Source organism: Campylobacter showae (genome assembly GCF_900699785.1).
GTDB lineage: Bacteria > Campylobacterota > Campylobacteria > Campylobacterales > Campylobacteraceae > Campylobacter_A > Campylobacter_A showae_D.
The window spans coordinates 63643-78763 of the sequence record NZ_LR535679.1 but is presented as its reverse complement, the minus strand read 5'-3'; the positions used below and the strand labels follow the sequence as shown (position 1 = coordinate 78763).

The following is a 15121-nucleotide window of genomic DNA, read 5'->3' as shown; positions in this document are numbered from 1 at the left end:
CAGTACGCAGATGCGCCAAACGCACTCAGGGCAAAAAACGACCTCATAAAATTAGCGCGGCGGCCGTAGACTTTTGTCTATTTCCTATAAATTCACGGCGGGTTTTGGCGTTTGGCGCCGTCTTGCTGGGACTATGATTTTTATTAAATTTGCTTGCGTTTTAAATTTTATCGCTAGCGGCTCGGGCGTTTTGTAGCGTCAATTTAGCTTTTGATCTCATCGTCAAAAAGCTCGCAAACGTCGACACAAAAGCTTTCGGGCATAAAAATCGGCGAGTCCAAAATCTCCAGCAAACCGTCCCTAAAAGACAAAAACTCCGCGACTCTTTGGAGTCCGTCAGCGGTTTTTAGTCTCATGTCCGCTAGCCGCAGCGCCTTTACAAGCTGCATTTTATCGGCAGACTACTTGGCAAACGCTAAAAACCGCGAATCGTCCGAAAACATAAAGCACGCCGTAGCCTGCTCGCTAAGTAAAATTTGTATGATACCACTTTAGAAACCTGAAATATTTTTTTCGAGCCGACTTCTCGAGCATAAGTCATTATTTCTTAGGTTTCGTTAAAATGTTTCCGTGAAGTTCCTTGTAAGTAAAATACGGGTTTAATCCCCGAGAGCAAGATTTAAGGGCTTCACGGGCTTAATAAAATTCGATTAAAAATCTTAGTTGGCGCTTATGCGTTCACTGAATACAAGAGAGAATTAAAAGCCAAAAAAACATTTTAAATCTTAAGGGGTATCAGATGAAAAAAGGTTATTTTGTCGGTGCTGACGTAAGCAAGGAAAAGATAGATTTTTGTTTTTTAACTTCAAACGAGGATACAAAGCCTAAATTTGTATCTTTACCTAACGAAATAAACACAATCAAGGCCTATTTTCAATCATTTGTCAAAGATGATATATACGTCGTTTTTGAGCACACGAATAACTATCACTTGCCGCTACAATCTGCTTTAAGCGGTTTAGCGGTAAGGTATTCGGCTTTAAGCCCTTCTAAAACTTCATATTTTTTAAAACATCTAACGCTACAAAAAAGCGATATAACAGACGCTTACGGCTTGGCTCTATATTGTCGTATATTCAAATCCGATTTAAACCCTAGCGTTTATAACCGTGAATATAGTTTAATCAAAAGCTATAATTCTACGATATTGCTTCTGTCCAAAATCCAAACTCAATTAAAGAATTTTAAAAAATCTCAAGACTTCGTAACCGATACGGAATTATCGGAAATAATCAAAGCTTTGACGCTTCAAGTCAAAAAGACGCAAGAAAAATTGAAACTTATCGCATTTGAAATTTTAAAAAGTTTTGTTCCAAATTGCGAGGAAATCATAAGAAATAATAAAGGCTTCGGTATTGATCTAGCCTTAAATTTATTCCCTCAATTACATTTTAATAGGGCTAAATCCGAAAAACAATTTATTTCATTTTTAGGGCTATCGCCTCGTATATACGAGAGCGGGTCAAGCGTTCATAAAACAAAGAGAATAAATAAGCGCGGTAGTTCTGCGATAAGACGCGTCCTTTACCTTAGCGCGCTCGTAAGTTCGCGTTTTAACGCTAAATTTAAGGAGCGTTACGAAAACTTAATAAGTAAAGGCAAAAAGAAAAAAGTTGCTATTGTTGCCGTAATGTGCGCTATCGTGCGGTATTTAAAATCTTTATTCCCTTTAAACGAGAGTTACCTAAATGAAAATTTATATAACGCTCACACAAGCTAAATTTTTATTAAGTGCTTATAACTTGCTAGCTAGCAAGTATAAAAAAATATCCCGTAAGGATATTATAAAAGATAGCGGCATAGATGAAAGCAGGGTTTCTAGGATAATACAAGACCGCTATTTATTGGAAAATCAAATAAATGAAGTAAATCAAATTTCACAGAAAGGATCAAATTAAAATGTTACGGCTTGAAGTAAGGTCGCCGCACTCTAAACCGTTTCACGGCGATAAGTTCGCGGAAGTAATGTCAATCGACTACGACAAACGCGAATTAACCTTTGTTTGCGGGTATAATAAAAATACCCCTATTCTTTATATTCAGCAAAGTTTTAACGATACTGAATTCAGACTACACGAAACTAAATCACTAATTGAAAGGAATTAAACACAATGGCAAAGATTACAGCACCACTATACACACCCGAGCAAGAGCAACACGCTAAAGAAATTTACCGCGCGCTCAATCAATCAAAGGATATCTTTGAGCAGAAGATAAGGGTCAAAAAACTTAAGCAAATCGAGGGCAAGGTTAAAAAAGATAAAGACGGCAATGACGTCCTTGACAAATTCGGCGAGCCCGAGCGATGGGACGATACTTATATGCTTACTTATGTTGCTATGAATAGCGGCGGCGAGCATACAACGCGCATAACTCAATCACAGTTTCACGATCTAGAGGAAGACGAGGTCTATATCGCTAACGGTAAGATCGAGTTCAGGTTATATGCTGACGCGTATAACACTACACCTGTTATCGTATTTGATAAATTTACCCCTGCCGTTGATCTCTTTGTCACGGCAATGCTAAAACTAGAGGGCGCGAAAGCTTGAATTTTAGGGCGTTTGGCTTAGCCTGCGCCCCGTCTATCAGGTGGTAAGGTCGGGACAAAGTGCCCTTACCTAAAAAAATCTAAAAATCTACAAAGGGATTTAAAAAAATGCAAATAATTTCATCGCCTAAAATCGTTCATCAAGGTATCGATACGCTAGTTATCGGTGTTAATTGTTTAGATGAAATAGTATTCAATACTAAATTTAAGCCTTTTGTCGCTCAAATAAGGCGCGCTAAAGAGGCGGCGCAAATGGTTAAGACTTTTGGCGAAAAGGTCGAAAAAACAAATCTAGGGCTAAATTACGGTGATTTTCTCGTAAGTAGTAAAAGCACGGGCGCATATATCGGTTACGTTAGAAACGATGACGTATTTTTTAACGTTTCGGACGCCGATTTTAAAGCTACGAGTATATACCACGTAAAATTACAGTTTAGGTCAATATATTTATTAAAATACGGTCACGAATATTGTATGACGCAAGTTAAGAAATTTTTATTTGAGATTTTGGGGGCAAATTTTCAAATAAAGGTTTTACGCCTAGATTTGTGCACGGATGTCGCAGGGATAAAATATACCCCCGTTGATTTTTTTAATTTTCGTTCTCTTAAAAAAATAAGTAATTTTGGCGAGAGTATCGGCAAAAATGACGATGATGACCTAATAAGCAGTGATGACGCGGTAAAAACATTTACGGATATAAATACTATCACAGTTAATAATTTTATGCGTTTTAACCGTTTTGAGGGGGCTAGTTTCGGTAAAAATCCCGATATGTTTCGCGTATATGACAAAGTAAAGCAGGTAAAAAATCAAAATATTTCCGAATTGATTTTTACTAAGTGGGAATTAAACGGTTTTATTTTTGATAAAGATTTATGTGTATTCCGTCACGAAGTAGAATTTGGGCGTGCAAGGATACAAAGATTAATCCCGTTTAATACCGTTGATGAAGTGGCTTATTTATTCTCAAATTTGGGTAAATTTTGGGCTACTGGGCTAAATATTTGCAAGTGGTATGATTTAACTGTTAAAGAGCGTGAAAGAATATCAAATAATAGTGTTCAAGCCGATAGTGTCCGTAAAATTTACCAACGTTGTGATCAAGACGAAACCCGTTTAAAATTTTGGGATTTTCTTGCCGATTGGGATGAAAATCGCTTCACTAAGCTATCTAAGCACGATTTCATAAAATCAAAGGACTTAAAGCAAGCTAAAAAAGCTTTAAAGGCTTTCGTATCTGCCGTTTATACAAATTTAGGTTACGATTTTAATAACTTTCTCGTCGTGCTTGATGAAGTTAAAAAGGATTTAGATAAGCAGGGGCTAAATTTACACGAATACGGCTTATCTAAGTTAGCGGGCAATTTTAACAAAAATGAAAAGGTTATAAGTGATTGTGGGCTTTGTATCGATAATCCGCTTACTAGCTCAATGTATTACGGCTTAGATGAATTTATCATCGCTTTAAAAGAGATACGTAGCGAGGAGTATAAAAAGCCTATTAAAGACGCTTTGAAAATACTTCAGGCACAAAGATTTGAGGATTAAAAATTATGAGTGTTTTATTAGTTGATGTAAGCCATTATCCTTGCTTGGAGTTTCCTCAACTTGATATTGGTCTTACAGTTGATGAAACTAGGGTTGCTATTGAAGATGGTGATAATGTTTATTCTGACCCTTTTTTTAATACTTTCTATTCATTTCCTAGTGAAAAGTTATATGGTTATGATGATGATGGTGATTTATTGGACGCTTTTGCTAAAAAGTATTGTTATTCGGGTTTTAGGTATTTATAGATGACTATTTTAGAGCAAATTTTAGATAAATATTTACAGCATAATAATAAATTTTGTATTGATCTAGCGCATTATCAAATCAAGCGTGAATATTTTGAGCAAAAGGCAAAAATCATTTATCAAACGCAAAATTTAAGAGCTACGCCTAAAAATTGGCTTGGCTCGCAGATATTCAAGGAGTATAAAGAGGATTGTAAAAATTTAGATTTAAAAGCTTTTTGTAAAGCTCGGGATTTTGAATTAAGGCGCGGCAGGGTTTATCTTTTTGCCGTAAAACAACAGAGTTTAAATTTATTTGACTAAAGGAGATTAAAAGATGTCAAACAGTGTTAAAGAAGTGATCGCTAAGACTAGCGAGGCGGCTAATAATATACTTGGGGCTTTATCGCCCGTTTTAAGCGTATTTTTTCCCAAAGCCAAAGCAGGTGCAGTTCTTGCAGGATCAGTTCTTGAAAAATTATCCGAAATCGACGATAACAAGGCGCAAAGCGAGGTTTTGGGTCTTACGGCTACGGCTGAAGCTTTAGATAATTATCTTATTCAGCTTGAGCAAGGTAAGACACCAAATAAAGACGAAGTGATTAAGCTGTTAGAGCAGGCGTCGGCAAATATTCGCGCTATTGATGTCGCGTGGGATAAAGTTTATAAGTTAATTTCATAAGGGGTTAAAATGCTAAATTTTGGTTTAGGCTTGCAAGGGTTTTTCGGTTCTCTTGAAAATGACGTTCAGGTTAAAGTTGCGGGGTTTTCTGATAATTATCTTGTAAAAAAGAGCTTCCCGCTCTTAGTCGGTGATAATTCTTTTTCAATGGTTTATCTCTTGCAAAACGTTTCTAAGGTTCATTTAGGGCTTTATGCTCCCGAAGCTTTTTTAACGATTGCCGATAAAAAGGTGGAGCTTGGTACGGGCGCGCCGTTTGATGAGTTATATTTACAATTAAACGGGGCTTTTGGTTCTTTTATTGACGGTTCGTTCGTTAAGTTAAAAGACGGCGATAAAATTTATAAAGTCGCTAAGTCTTTTTTAATGCTAAATTCAGCGTCAAATTCTATAATTTGTTATGAGCTAACGGACGTAAATGACAAGCTCGTTTTTTATTGTCCTCACTCGTTTTTAGTGCGTTCTTTCGCGCCTGATGTCGTTCAAAATAGCGGACCGGGCGGCGGTCCTGGTGGCGGTGGTGTTCCGGGTGGTAGTCCGGGTCACGGTGACGGCTCGGGCTTTTATGGTTAAGGGGGTGTAATATGGCTTTACCTGTTTTAGCTCCTATTGTCGGCGGTGCTGTTCGCGAGGGTGTAAAGCGCTATATCGCTCCCGCCGTCGTTAATGGCGTTGGCTATGTCGTTAGGCGTGCTTTTTCGGGCGAGAGTAGAAATATTATCGCTCCGCCTAAGATTGAAATGCCCGCCCCTATTAATAACGCCGCTTATATGGGCGGCGGTTTGCTTTCTCGCCTTGATAAACAAAACGAGCTTTTAGACCAACTTATAAGAAATTATCAGCTTTCAAATTTGCTTAGGATTGCTTCTGATGAGCAATTAGGCGAGATTGCGGCTCAAGCTGTCGGTGAGGGCGTCGTTGATCCTACTAAAAAAGACGCTCCTGCTCCTGCCGCAAAAGATAAATTTGAGCAGTTGCTTGAAGCTCTTAACGAAAATCTTAAAAAATCTAATGAGATAATCGAGGAGCAGTCAAAGACGATTAAAGAGATTAAAGAAAGCAAGCTTAAAGAGATCGAGCAGTTAAAGAATATCGGTCAAAAAGAGATAAAATTTGATCCGATAACTAAGTCTATAAACGAGCTTAAAAATATTGGTTTGACGGCTAAGGTCGAAAATAATCTTAAAGTATCTAACGAGGTTAAGATTAAGGATTTAAACATTGCTCAGCAACTTAATATTCCTGAATTAAAGGCTAAGTTAAATATAACTGATCCCGTTGCGATTGAGCTTCCGCAAAGCGTTACCGATTATCAAAACAAGATAATCGAGCAAAAGACTAAAGAGGTTGAAATTTTAGATGAGCAAGCTAAGTTTGCTAAGACGCCTTTGACGATTAAAGACCTTGACGGTCAAGCGGTCGTAAGCGCTTCGCCTCGCGAAATGCAGGCGCAATATCACGCGATAAAAGCTAAAAATGCGACAGATGAAAAGAATTTTGAGTTAAGCGACGGCGATATAGATGATTTATTCGGCGGATTTCCTGATATAACTGAAATTTTTAAATTTAAGTTGCCTGGTGAGGTAGCTTCTGATTTTATGAAAGGAAAATAAAAAAATGTCTAATCGTAATTCTGATTATCAAGGTTGGGGTGTAGCTATTCTTGTGTTTTTGGGCTTGGTTTATATGTTTCTTACTTTTAAAACTCCTGGTGAGGTTACTCGTGAGTTTATTCAAGAGCAAGAGCAGTTAAAGGCGGTTGATAATGCCCGAAAATAAAAATCAAGCTTTAAGAATTTTAAATCTCGGCGTTGATGAGATGTTCGAGGACTTAACTTATAACGTAGCTTATGACGTTATCCTTAAAAAGCTTAAAGATAACGGTATGGATGACGGTATTTTAAAGCAGGCTATTGATAGCGGTATTACGATAATGTTTAGTTCTGCTTTAATGATTTATATTCAAAAACAAGAGGATATTATTCGTAAAATTTTAGATATTGTTATCGGTTTTTTGGGTTTAATTCTTACTCCTTTACTTGTTAAAGGTACAAATTTGTTTAAAAAATTTGCTAAGGGTGTTAAGCTTGGAATATTTAGTAAAATTTTTGGTATATCGGCACAAGAGCGCATACAGTATGCGCATTTAGCTGTTAATATGTCTAATTCTGCGTTTAATTCTCAGCAGTCTTCAAATCAATATTATGCTAGTGCTAATACATCTTTAAAACAACGTGATCTTATAATGCACTCTAAAGATCAACAGCTAAATTACGCTAAAGCCAAAGCCGAGACATTTAATCAAACGCTTATGTTCAAACTTTTAACGTCTAAATTTACTGCTACCGATAAAGAAATTTTGCGCAAAATTACGGGCGCGGAGAGTATAGACATCGAGCAAATAAATAAAGTCGCTGATTTTATGTGGGTTAAAGATGATAAAGGCGATATTGTCGGACTTAGTGAAGCTTTTATGCAGATGCTTAACGGTCTTGGTTATTTTCACAATAAGGTTAAGGGGGTTAATCCGTAATGGCTAATATAGATTGCGAGCAAGCATTTAGGCAGGAAATGGACGTTTTAAACGCTATTAGCTTAAATGTTAAAACTATCGGCGATAAGGTTTCGGAAAATAACCCCGTAGATACTAAAACGACTTTAGACGCTATATCTCTTAAACTCTCTGAAAATCAAACAGAGTTAAAAGAAACTAATCGCCTTTTAAAATTTCTTTGTGAAAATTTGCTTGGGAAGTCTGAATAATGGTTGCTTTGATGTGTCAATGCTGTCAAGAAAAATATTTCCCAGATTTTACTTTTGTTCGATCGGAAATTAGCGAGGGTAGCGCAACGTTTAGCGGTATTCCTTTTTATTCTTATTTTTCTAAATTTCATATAGGATCAGAAAAATTAAGCCCTCGTTTTGGTCTTTGTCCTTTTGTTTTGGTTGATACTATTTTTCATTTGGAAAAATCAAAATTTACAAGCGATTATGTTATTCGTCGTTTCCCTTTATCGGTTCACGATTATATCGAAATATCTATTTTAAAGCCTGATTATTTCGGCGTTGATTGGCGAGAGTTTGCGGGCGGTGCAGGTTTTGAAAAATCATTTGACGTTATAAAAATTTTGTATTCTGATTTTAACGATTTGGATTTTTACTTGAATTTGATAATGGAGCGTTTTAATCCGTTTTTCTCTACTCTTTATTTTTATTATAGTTCTACTCGCGAGCAATATACTAATAATTATGCTAAATTATATACTTATGATGAATTTGTTTCTGCCGTTCGAGCTAAATTTAATGAGATTTTTACGTATTTTAAAAATGGTTGTTTATCTGATTATAATGGTTCTTTTTTCTCTTATGGTAGTTCTTTCCGTTATATGATCGAAAAGGAGTTAAAATAATGCCTATATATAAAGTAACCCAACAGCAAGGAAATCGCGTAATAACTTCAACGCTTGAGGCTAAAAGCTTATCGAGTTTGCAAGCGTTTTTAACTGCGGCTTCTACTGCAAAAATTAAATATATCTATGAAGTTCATTATGAGGATGACACGACAACGCCGCCGATTGACGATTTTAACTATTTTAAGCAATATAAGGCTTTTTGCGCAAATTCTAACCGTCGTAAAAAGCAGGTATTGGTTCATAACGTAAAAAAGACAATGGATGAGGACAAGCTCGCGCGCTTATGTAAAATGCACTTAGAGGTCGGTGGGCTTAAGGTTGATAGCGTTGCGTGTGCGTTGTTTATGCTTTGATCTTTCAAATTTAGCCGTATTTGTCTTTTTCCCCGCTTTTTGTCTTTTTCCGCCAAGCTTCAGGCGCTCTGCGCCGTCGGAGCTTGGCGTTCCCTCTCCCCTTGCTTGCTAGCTTCCCCCCTTTTTCCTCTCTTAACCCAAAACCAAACCCATACTTTCCGCATAGATGCCGCTTGCACGAGCTCCCCCGCAAAGCGACTTTAGTTTTTTCGTTCGTGGCTTGTATTTCGTCAAATTTAGTTTATCGCGGATTAAACTGCTGAGCGGCGTCGCTTTGGCTCGTGCTAGCGTAAATCTTGGATTTTTTATACTTGCTTACTGTTTGGGTTAAATCCCGTATTTTTGGATATTCGTTTAATCAATAAAGCAATTATTAAAAGTGTTCGTTAATATTTCGTCGTTTATGCAGCATAACGCAAAAATAAAACTCAAAGGAGTAAAGAAAAATGCTAAAGCAAACTATTAAGGGCTTACGCTCTTTGACTGTTACGGCTATCGGCGCGACTGACGGCGACACTACGGCGTTAATCGGTCTTATGGCTGGAAAAGTAGAAAAATTTAAAAACGTTGGTGAGGGTGGCGTCGCTATTGCCGCAATTCCTAGCCCTTTAAACAAAAAAAGCATAGTTGTAGGTAAAAAAGACGCTATCGGTAGGCTGTCAACTATTTTTAGCGTTCCGCACGTTAAAGCCGCTAAGACTTTTAAAGATTTGAGCGCGGACGTCGTCGGCAAGTTTGATTGTGATTACGTTCTAACTGCAAAATGCGAATACGCAAAACTAAAATTTGACGCGTAAGAAAGGGGTAAAAAATGGCTAAATCATTAATTAGGAATACTTTAGGAAATCGCACGTTTGGCTTTGCTGTTCCTGCGGATGGCGCAACGGCTAAAACATTTGCAGAAAACAACCTTGACGGTAAATTTGTCGTTTATGAGGTTGAAAGCGTGTCGGGAAATGAGGTCGTAGCTGATCTTTGGGATGTGACCGTAACGGGTAAATCTGCCGCTTCAAAAGCAAAGACTACATTTCAATTTTACGCAGATTATAGCAAAGATGAGGACGAGATCCGCACTGCGCTTCTAAACAAAACCTTTAACGGGGTTAAGTTTGAGGAAGTTTTTGTTATAAATATGCAACACGTAACTATCGCGTAAGAAATGCAAGCAAGTTTCATAGTGGATTACATCGAGCCGTTAATAACCTTAACGGCTCTATTCTTTACTATCATAAATTGGATAATATCGCAAAGGCTAAACGCCTTTAATCAAAAACTATCCACGATAGAAAAATCTTTTACAGCTGATATCTCAAATTTACAAAAGAAAATTGACAAAATTTACGATTTATTTCTACACCAAAACATAAGGCTACATAAATGACGCTAGGGCAAAATCAAGAGAAATTTACTCAAGACCTCGCAAAGCTTCTAAATTATTTAATCGGCAATGGCTATACAATCAGATTGGGCGAAGTCGAGCGCACGCAAGCACAGCAAGAAATCTATATCAAAGAGGGAAAATCGAAAACTTCTAATTCAATGCACTTAAAAAGATGTGCTGCCGATCTACACATATTTAAAAACGGTGAGTGGCTACAATCAAAATCACAGCTTCAAAGCATTGGCGACTATTGGGAAAGCTTAGATCAAAGTAACAAATGGGGCGGAAACTTCAAAAACTTTATAGACACACCGCATTTTGAAAGACAATGCTAACCCAAAAACACTAAAATTTAAAAATATTTTTCATTGACAAAACCTCGATATAATCGAGCTTTTATAACCTCACAAAATCCTATTATCAAAATGAGGTATTGACAAAGGTCTTAAAATCTTGCTCAATCTCGCCGCTTTGGCTAAATTTTACGTTTTCGTTCTCGCTATCGCTTTCTTTACGCTTCAAATTTAAACCTAGTGCCTCCGCGCTCGCGTAAAGCCGCAGCTCGCCCAAACTCGGTGCGCCCACGGCTAGGTCGAGACCATCAAATTCCGCGCTAAATTTACCGTCCGCGCTACGCTCTTTCGCGCTGTAACTCCAAGCAGAACCCATTTATTTCCTTTCAAATTTATTTAGTTCAAATTTATCCGCGCATTTGCCTGCGCCGCACAAGTCTCGCGGTCTCACGGCTCAAAATTAGGACAGTAAAATTCATCCGCCTCGCCCCAAATCTCTTCTAGCAAACGTCCGTCTATCTGCGGCGCGGCGTAGAGTTCTCGCAGCGTAGCGAAATACCGTTCGCCGCTCGCGTTTGCGCCGGATTCGTCCGCGCATCTTTGAAATGAGCAGCGATCCGCATAGGCGACGATAATGCACTCTGCGCCGCACAGGCGAAAGCCAAGTTCGGGTTCGCCGCCCTGGGCTACGCATTTTAGCAGCATTTGCTCTATGATTTCAAACGAATATCTAGGCATCTAGCTTCCTTTAAAATTTATCTAGGCGCGTTTTAGAGGAGGCAAACAAATAGGTTTTCGTCAAATTTGCCGCGTTTTTGGAAGTAAATTTTAAAAATCGGCTCAAATTTAAACACCGAATTTGAGCTAAAATTTGCGGCAAAATCACCGCATCTCAAGGCGCATGAGGTGCATATCCTCGCCGCCCATGACATCAAGCTCCTGCGAGCCGCAGGTCGGGCAGGTGAAGTCGTTTTCGCTAAGCTCACCGCTAAAACCGCAGCTTTTGCACTCCACGGCGACGTTTTGCAAGGCGATCAAAAGCTCGGCGTTTTCGCAGATCGTGCCGGTTTTATAAACTTCAAACACGCTTTCTAGATAGTGAGGTTCGACGCCGCTTAGCCGTCCGATACGCACTTCAAGGCGCACGACCTCTTTCGCGCCGTTTGCGGCGACGTTTTTCTCGCAAAGCGCGACTAGGCTTTGCACTATACTTAGTTCATGCATCAGATTTCCTTGCTTGTGGACGGAGCTGATTTTATTTGTGCGGACGCGTCCATGGCATAAATTTGATAAATTTTGCGAGCCGATTCTAGGGTCGCGCAAACCCCAAAAGCTAATGCGCTTAAATTTGACCTATTCATCGCCGCACCTAGCATATTCTAGGCAAAAGCTCGCCCTTTGGCGCTTCTAAAAAGCGCTTCGAGCCGTATGCATTCTGCAGGATGACGCGGCCGTTTGCAGCGCCTAAAATCTCGCCGATCGAGGCTGCGTTAGCGTCAAATTTGCGCAAAATCTCAAGCGCGCGCGCCTCGTCTTTTTCATCAACGGCTAGCACGAAGGTACCCTCGTTTGCCAGCTCGTACGGCTCAAAACCAAACAGCTCGCAAACGCCCGTCACTTCGTCGCTAACCTTGATATCCTCCTCGCGAACGAGGATGTCTAGGCCACTAAATTTTGCCCATTCGTTTAGCACCGCCGAGAGTCCGCCGCGCGTCGCGTCGCGCATACACAGAGGCTTTACGCCGCCTTCTATTAGTGCCTTTACCGCGCCTACTAGCGCCTTGCAGTCGCTTTTTAGCTCACTTTGCAAATCAAGCTCCTCGCGGCTAGCTAGCACCACCGCGCCGTGCCTACCCACGTCGCCAGAGATCAGGATCTTTGCGCCCGCGCGCAGGCTTTTTAGCTCCACGCCCTCGCAGAGGATCTCGCCGATGCCGCTCGTGTTGATAAAAATTTTATCGCATTTGCCGCGCGGTACGACCTTGGTATCGCCGCATACGATCCGCACGCCGTTTTCACGAGCGACGGCGGCTAGTGAACCCAGCACGCGCTCTAGCTCGTCTATCTCCAGCCCCTCCTCAATTATTAGCGCGCAGCTTAGGTACTTTGCTTCGGCGCCGACCATAGCTAGGTCGTTTATCGTGCCGCAAGCTGCGATCTTGCCGATGTCGCCGCCGTTAAAAAATATCGGCGTAACAACGAAGCTATCGGTGCTAAAGGCTAGTTTGCCTTTAAAATTAGGCTTCAAATTTGCCGAGCATTTATCGCTCTCGTCAGCGCAAAGATCGCTAAAATTTAGTATCGCGCTATCGTTGCTCTCGCGCAAAATTTCGTTGTCAAATATCCTAAAAATCGTCTCGTTTATGAGCGAGTTCATCTCCTCGCCGCCGCCGCCGTGGCTTAGCATTATCTTGCTCAAATTTGCCTCCTCTTAGCCCGCGCTTTTGACGTCGCCGTATTTGTAGTATGCCGCACATGCGCCCTCGCTAGAGACCATGCACGAGCCAACGGGGGTTTTTGGTGTGCAGGCTTTAGCGAAAATTTTACAGTCGAAAGGCTTTGCTCGCCCGCGTAAAATTTCAGGACAGATACAGGCTTTGCTCTCGCCTTTGCTTTGCACGCTACAGTCAAATTTAACCCTCGCGTCAAGCTTCGCGTACTCGGGGCGCAACTTCATACCGCTTTGCGCGATCGCGCCAAGACCGCGCCACGAGAAGTCGCACGGCTCGAAAAACTCGTCTATGAGCGCCTTTGCTTTTTGATTGCCCTCGCGCGTGACGACTCTTGCGTATTCGTTATAGACCTCGTGCGTGCCCGCGTTTTGCTGGCGGACGAGGTTTAGGATGCCGTCCATCAGATCAAGCGGCTCAAATCCGCTAACCGCGATAGGTTTTTTATACTCCGCCGCGATACTCTCGTAGATGCCGTAGCCCGTGATCACGCTCACATGACTAGGTCCCAAAAACGCGTCGATCTTGACGTCTTTATCATTTAGGATCGCTCGCACGGGTGCGGGGACCGTAACGTGATTTATGTGGAAAAATAGATTTTTTAGCTCGAGCTCTAGCGTCTTTTGCACCAAATTTGCGCTCATAGGCGTCGTCGTCTCAAACCCGATCGCGAAACATATCACGCTCTTTTCGGGATTTTCCCGCGCGATTTTTATACAGTCTAGCGGGCTATATAGCGCTCTGATGTCGCAACCCTCGCCGCGCAGCTTTTGCAGACTGGTGCTTGAGCCCGGGACTCTCATCATATCGGCTAGAGTGCACAGGATGGTGTCTGGCATCTGGGCTAGCTTGATAGCCTCGTCTATGCGGCTCCTTGGCATCACGCAGACGGGGCAGCCGGGACCGTGGACGAAATTTATATGCTCGCCCACTAGCTGAGGCAGGCCGAATTTCATGATCGAGTGCGTGTGTCCGCCGCAAATTTCCATGATATTTAGCGGTTTTACGCTCTCTTTTTTGATGAGTTTTGAAAGCGCTAAAATAAGCTCTTTATCGCGAAAATCATTGATTAGATTCACGCTTTTTCCTTTGCGTCCGGCTTGTTTGCCTCCGCTTGCATAGCGCTTAGTCCCGCGTCGCCCTCGTCTGCGCCGATCCGGCCGTTTTGCATATCTTTGGCGATTTGGCGGTAGATTTCGATGCTTTCTAGCGCAAATTTCGTATCGATTTTCTCCATCGCGTAGCCGACGTGGATGAGCACGTATTCGCCGACGGCCACGGGCTCGGCGATGAGATCGAGGCTCACGCGGCGACTAACGCCTAGCGTCTCTACGGTAGCGACGTTATCTTCGTCGATCGCGACCACTTTTGACGGGATTGAGAGGCACATTATCTAAGCTCTTTTTTAAATTTTAAAAAACCCAGCCACTTCTCCATGCCCTCGCCCGTTTTTGCGTCAAGCTCGACGACGTCAACTTTTGGATTTAGTTTGCGAGCCTCTTTGACGACTTTTTTAACGTCAAATTCAAAATGCGGCAACAGCGAAGTTTTGGTTATCACGATAAGATCGGCGGCGCGAAACATCACGGGGTATTTAGCTACCTTGTCGTCGCCTTCGGGCACCGATAGCAGAACGACGTTAAAGTGCGAGCCGACGTCGTAGCTAGCCGGACAAACGAGGTTGCCGACGTTTTCTACGAAAACTATATCAAGGCCCTCTAGCGGCAGATGATGGAGCCCCTCGTGCACCATAAACGCATCGAGGTGACATGCTTGTCCGGTCGTGATTTGGTGGGCTTTGCCGCCTGCTTTTATTATGCGGTCGGCGTCTTGGTTGGTTTCTAGATCGCCCTCGACGACGCCGATTTTAAATTTACCGCTTTTTATCGTAGCTTCTAGTAGAGTAGTTTTGCCGCTGCCGGGGCTGCTCATGAGATTTACGCATAAAATCCCGTGCTCGTCCAAGTGAGCGCGGTTGTGCGCGGCCTCTTCGTCGTTTTGGGATAAAATTTTCGTTATAACTTCAACGGTTTTGCTGTCGTTTAGCGCCGGGTGTGCGTGGCCGTGACTATGCTCGTGAGCCGCGCCGTGTCCGTGCTCGGCGCCGTGATCGTGAGCGTGCGAGTGTGTCGTGCCGTCGGCGTGAGTATGAGCGTGGTCGTGCCCGCCCAGCGAGCATCCGCAATCTTTACACATTTTGTTTCTCCTTAGCGATTTTTT

Annotated in this window: 24 protein-coding genes; 16 read left to right on the top strand and 8 right to left on the bottom strand. The window is 41.5% G+C overall.

All coding sequences use genetic code 11. From position 1 onward, the window contains the following. Positions 1 to 203: 203 nt before the first annotated feature. Positions 204 to 389 carry a hypothetical protein gene (locus tag E4V70_RS10850; RefSeq protein ID WP_232037789.1) on the bottom strand — a complete coding sequence of 62 codons (186 nt, stop codon included), beginning with the start codon at positions 387 to 389 and terminating at the stop codon, positions 204 to 206. A 350-nt stretch (positions 390 to 739) separates the two neighbouring features. Here E4V70_RS10850 and E4V70_RS00360 point away from each other — a divergent pair, with 350 nt between their 5' ends. From E4V70_RS00360 to E4V70_RS00290, 16 genes are all read left to right on the top strand, one after another. Further along, on the top strand, positions 740 to 1720 hold the full coding sequence (locus tag E4V70_RS00360) for a transposase (RefSeq protein WP_122862936.1): 981 nt from the start codon (positions 740 to 742) through the stop codon (positions 1718 to 1720). Between the two features lie 391 nt (positions 1721 to 2111). Then, positions 2112 to 2552 carry a hypothetical protein gene (locus E4V70_RS00355; RefSeq protein WP_122862934.1) on the top strand — a complete coding sequence of 147 codons (441 nt, stop codon included), beginning with the start codon at positions 2112 to 2114 and terminating at the stop codon, positions 2550 to 2552. Positions 2553 to 2659: 107 nt separating this feature from the next. Then, positions 2660 to 4102 carry a hypothetical protein gene (locus tag E4V70_RS00350; protein WP_122862933.1) on the top strand — a complete coding sequence of 481 codons (1443 nt, stop codon included), beginning with the start codon at positions 2660 to 2662 and terminating at the stop codon, positions 4100 to 4102. Between the two features lie 5 nt (positions 4103 to 4107). After that, positions 4108 to 4350 carry a hypothetical protein gene (locus E4V70_RS00345; RefSeq protein WP_122862932.1) on the top strand — a complete coding sequence of 81 codons (243 nt, stop codon included), beginning with the start codon at positions 4108 to 4110 and terminating at the stop codon, positions 4348 to 4350. Continuing rightward, positions 4351 to 4653, top strand: a complete 303-nt coding sequence (locus tag E4V70_RS00340) for a hypothetical protein (protein WP_122862931.1) — start codon at positions 4351 to 4353, stop codon at positions 4651 to 4653. A gap of 13 nt (positions 4654 to 4666) precedes the next feature. Beyond that, positions 4667 to 5011 (top strand): hypothetical protein, encoded by a 345-nt coding sequence (locus tag E4V70_RS00335; protein WP_122862930.1) that lies wholly within the window; start codon positions 4667 to 4669, stop codon positions 5009 to 5011. 9 nt (positions 5012 to 5020) lie between these two features. Continuing rightward, positions 5021 to 5584 (top strand): hypothetical protein, encoded by a 564-nt coding sequence (locus tag E4V70_RS00330; protein ID WP_122862929.1) that lies wholly within the window; start codon positions 5021 to 5023, stop codon positions 5582 to 5584. An 11-nt stretch (positions 5585 to 5595) separates the two neighbouring features. Beyond that, positions 5596 to 6624: a hypothetical protein gene (locus E4V70_RS00325; RefSeq protein WP_122862928.1), complete on the top strand. Its 1029-nt coding sequence runs from the start codon at positions 5596 to 5598 to the stop codon at positions 6622 to 6624. A gap of 4 nt (positions 6625 to 6628) precedes the next feature. Next, positions 6629 to 6790, top strand: a complete 162-nt coding sequence (locus tag E4V70_RS10625) for a hypothetical protein (RefSeq protein ID WP_163026458.1) — start codon at positions 6629 to 6631, stop codon at positions 6788 to 6790. After that, positions 6777 to 7544 (top strand): hypothetical protein, encoded by a 768-nt coding sequence (locus tag E4V70_RS00320; RefSeq protein WP_122862927.1) that lies wholly within the window; start codon positions 6777 to 6779, stop codon positions 7542 to 7544. Before E4V70_RS10625 ends, E4V70_RS00320 begins: the two co-directional genes overlap by 14 nt. Further along, a complete protein-coding gene (locus E4V70_RS00315; protein ID WP_122862926.1) occupies positions 7544 to 7774 on the top strand; it encodes a hypothetical protein in 231 nt (76 codons plus the stop codon). The genes E4V70_RS00320 and E4V70_RS00315 overlap by 1 nt, the downstream gene beginning before the upstream one ends. Further along, positions 7774 to 8421: a hypothetical protein gene (locus E4V70_RS00310; RefSeq protein ID WP_122862925.1), complete on the top strand. Its 648-nt coding sequence runs from the start codon at positions 7774 to 7776 to the stop codon at positions 8419 to 8421. Before E4V70_RS00315 ends, E4V70_RS00310 begins: the two co-directional genes overlap by 1 nt. Further along, a complete protein-coding gene (locus E4V70_RS00305) occupies positions 8421 to 8777 on the top strand; it encodes a hypothetical protein (protein WP_122862924.1) in 357 nt (118 codons plus the stop codon). The genes E4V70_RS00310 and E4V70_RS00305 overlap by 1 nt, the downstream gene beginning before the upstream one ends. 446 nt (positions 8778 to 9223) lie before the next feature. Next, positions 9224 to 9574, top strand: a complete 351-nt coding sequence (locus tag E4V70_RS00300) for a hypothetical protein (protein ID WP_122862923.1) — start codon at positions 9224 to 9226, stop codon at positions 9572 to 9574. Between the two features lie 14 nt (positions 9575 to 9588). Next, positions 9589 to 9933, top strand: coding sequence for a hypothetical protein (locus tag E4V70_RS00295; protein WP_122862922.1), 345 nt, complete (start codon positions 9589 to 9591; stop codon positions 9931 to 9933). Between the two features lie 221 nt (positions 9934 to 10154). After that, a complete protein-coding gene (locus E4V70_RS00290; protein ID WP_122862920.1) occupies positions 10155 to 10493 on the top strand; it encodes a M15 family metallopeptidase in 339 nt (112 codons plus the stop codon). An 85-nt stretch (positions 10494 to 10578) separates the two neighbouring features. Here the strand turns inward: E4V70_RS00290 and E4V70_RS00285 are convergent, their stop codons facing one another. The 7 genes from E4V70_RS00285 to hypB all read right to left on the bottom strand — a co-directional run bounded on the left by E4V70_RS00285 (position 10579) and on the right by hypB (position 15097). Further along, positions 10579 to 10827, bottom strand: a complete 249-nt coding sequence (locus E4V70_RS00285; RefSeq protein ID WP_232037788.1) for a hypothetical protein — start codon at positions 10825 to 10827, stop codon at positions 10579 to 10581. A gap of 71 nt (positions 10828 to 10898) precedes the next feature. Beyond that, positions 10899 to 11189, bottom strand: coding sequence for a hypothetical protein (locus E4V70_RS00280; RefSeq protein WP_122862919.1), 291 nt, complete (start codon positions 11187 to 11189; stop codon positions 10899 to 10901). 144 nt (positions 11190 to 11333) lie between these two features. Next, positions 11334 to 11675 carry a hydrogenase maturation nickel metallochaperone HypA gene (gene hypA / locus E4V70_RS00275; RefSeq protein ID WP_122862918.1) on the bottom strand — a complete coding sequence of 114 codons (342 nt, stop codon included), beginning with the start codon at positions 11673 to 11675 and terminating at the stop codon, positions 11334 to 11336. Positions 11676 to 11820: 145 nt separating this feature from the next. Further along, positions 11821 to 12870 carry a hydrogenase expression/formation protein HypE gene (gene hypE / locus E4V70_RS00270; protein ID WP_122862917.1) on the bottom strand — a complete coding sequence of 350 codons (1050 nt, stop codon included), beginning with the start codon at positions 12868 to 12870 and terminating at the stop codon, positions 11821 to 11823. A gap of 12 nt (positions 12871 to 12882) precedes the next feature. Continuing rightward, positions 12883 to 13980 carry a hydrogenase formation protein HypD gene (hypD, locus tag E4V70_RS00265; protein WP_122862916.1) on the bottom strand — a complete coding sequence of 366 codons (1098 nt, stop codon included), beginning with the start codon at positions 13978 to 13980 and terminating at the stop codon, positions 12883 to 12885. Further along, positions 13977 to 14291 (bottom strand): HypC/HybG/HupF family hydrogenase formation chaperone, encoded by a 315-nt coding sequence (locus tag E4V70_RS00260; RefSeq protein WP_122862915.1) that lies wholly within the window; start codon positions 14289 to 14291, stop codon positions 13977 to 13979. Before E4V70_RS00260 ends, hypD begins: the two co-directional genes overlap by 4 nt. Beyond that, positions 14291 to 15097: a hydrogenase nickel incorporation protein HypB gene (gene hypB / locus E4V70_RS00255; RefSeq protein WP_122862914.1), complete on the bottom strand. Its 807-nt coding sequence runs from the start codon at positions 15095 to 15097 to the stop codon at positions 14291 to 14293. The genes E4V70_RS00260 and hypB overlap by 1 nt, the downstream gene beginning before the upstream one ends. Positions 15098 to 15121: the final 24 nt, after the last annotated feature.

Excerpts from the sequence above, each read along its gene's own strand:
- E4V70_RS10850 (WP_232037789.1), bottom strand. The coding sequence starts at position 389 with ATGCAGCTTGTAAAGGCGCTGCGGCTAGCGGACATGAGACTAAAAACC.
- E4V70_RS00360 (WP_122862936.1), top strand. The coding sequence starts at position 740 with ATGAAAAAAGGTTATTTTGTCGGTGCTGACGTAAGCAAGGAAAAGATA.
- E4V70_RS00355 (WP_122862934.1), top strand. The coding sequence starts at position 2,112 with ATGGCAAAGATTACAGCACCACTATACACACCCGAGCAAGAGCAACAC.
- E4V70_RS00350 (WP_122862933.1), top strand. The coding sequence starts at position 2,660 with ATGCAAATAATTTCATCGCCTAAAATCGTTCATCAAGGTATCGATACG.
- E4V70_RS00345 (WP_122862932.1), top strand. The coding sequence starts at position 4,108 with ATGAGTGTTTTATTAGTTGATGTAAGCCATTATCCTTGCTTGGAGTTT.
- E4V70_RS00340 (WP_122862931.1), top strand. The coding sequence starts at position 4,351 with ATGACTATTTTAGAGCAAATTTTAGATAAATATTTACAGCATAATAAT.
- E4V70_RS00335 (WP_122862930.1), top strand. The coding sequence starts at position 4,667 with ATGTCAAACAGTGTTAAAGAAGTGATCGCTAAGACTAGCGAGGCGGCT.
- E4V70_RS00330 (WP_122862929.1), top strand. The coding sequence starts at position 5,021 with ATGCTAAATTTTGGTTTAGGCTTGCAAGGGTTTTTCGGTTCTCTTGAA.
- E4V70_RS00325 (WP_122862928.1), top strand. The coding sequence starts at position 5,596 with ATGGCTTTACCTGTTTTAGCTCCTATTGTCGGCGGTGCTGTTCGCGAG.
- E4V70_RS10625 (WP_163026458.1), top strand. The coding sequence starts at position 6,629 with ATGTCTAATCGTAATTCTGATTATCAAGGTTGGGGTGTAGCTATTCTT.
- E4V70_RS00320 (WP_122862927.1), top strand. The coding sequence starts at position 6,777 with ATGCCCGAAAATAAAAATCAAGCTTTAAGAATTTTAAATCTCGGCGTT.
- E4V70_RS00315 (WP_122862926.1), top strand. The coding sequence starts at position 7,544 with ATGGCTAATATAGATTGCGAGCAAGCATTTAGGCAGGAAATGGACGTT.
- E4V70_RS00310 (WP_122862925.1), top strand. The coding sequence starts at position 7,774 with ATGGTTGCTTTGATGTGTCAATGCTGTCAAGAAAAATATTTCCCAGAT.
- E4V70_RS00305 (WP_122862924.1), top strand. The coding sequence starts at position 8,421 with ATGCCTATATATAAAGTAACCCAACAGCAAGGAAATCGCGTAATAACT.
- E4V70_RS00300 (WP_122862923.1), top strand. The coding sequence starts at position 9,224 with ATGCTAAAGCAAACTATTAAGGGCTTACGCTCTTTGACTGTTACGGCT.
- E4V70_RS00295 (WP_122862922.1), top strand. The coding sequence starts at position 9,589 with ATGGCTAAATCATTAATTAGGAATACTTTAGGAAATCGCACGTTTGGC.
- E4V70_RS00290 (WP_122862920.1), top strand. The coding sequence starts at position 10,155 with ATGACGCTAGGGCAAAATCAAGAGAAATTTACTCAAGACCTCGCAAAG.
- E4V70_RS00285 (WP_232037788.1), bottom strand. The coding sequence starts at position 10,827 with ATGGGTTCTGCTTGGAGTTACAGCGCGAAAGAGCGTAGCGCGGACGGT.
- E4V70_RS00280 (WP_122862919.1), bottom strand. The coding sequence starts at position 11,189 with ATGCCTAGATATTCGTTTGAAATCATAGAGCAAATGCTGCTAAAATGC.
- hypA (WP_122862918.1), bottom strand. The coding sequence starts at position 11,675 with ATGCATGAACTAAGTATAGTGCAAAGCCTAGTCGCGCTTTGCGAGAAA.
- E4V70_RS00260 (WP_122862915.1), bottom strand. The coding sequence starts at position 14,291 with ATGTGCCTCTCAATCCCGTCAAAAGTGGTCGCGATCGACGAAGATAAC.
- hypB (WP_122862914.1), bottom strand. The coding sequence starts at position 15,097 with ATGTGTAAAGATTGCGGATGCTCGCTGGGCGGGCACGACCACGCTCAT.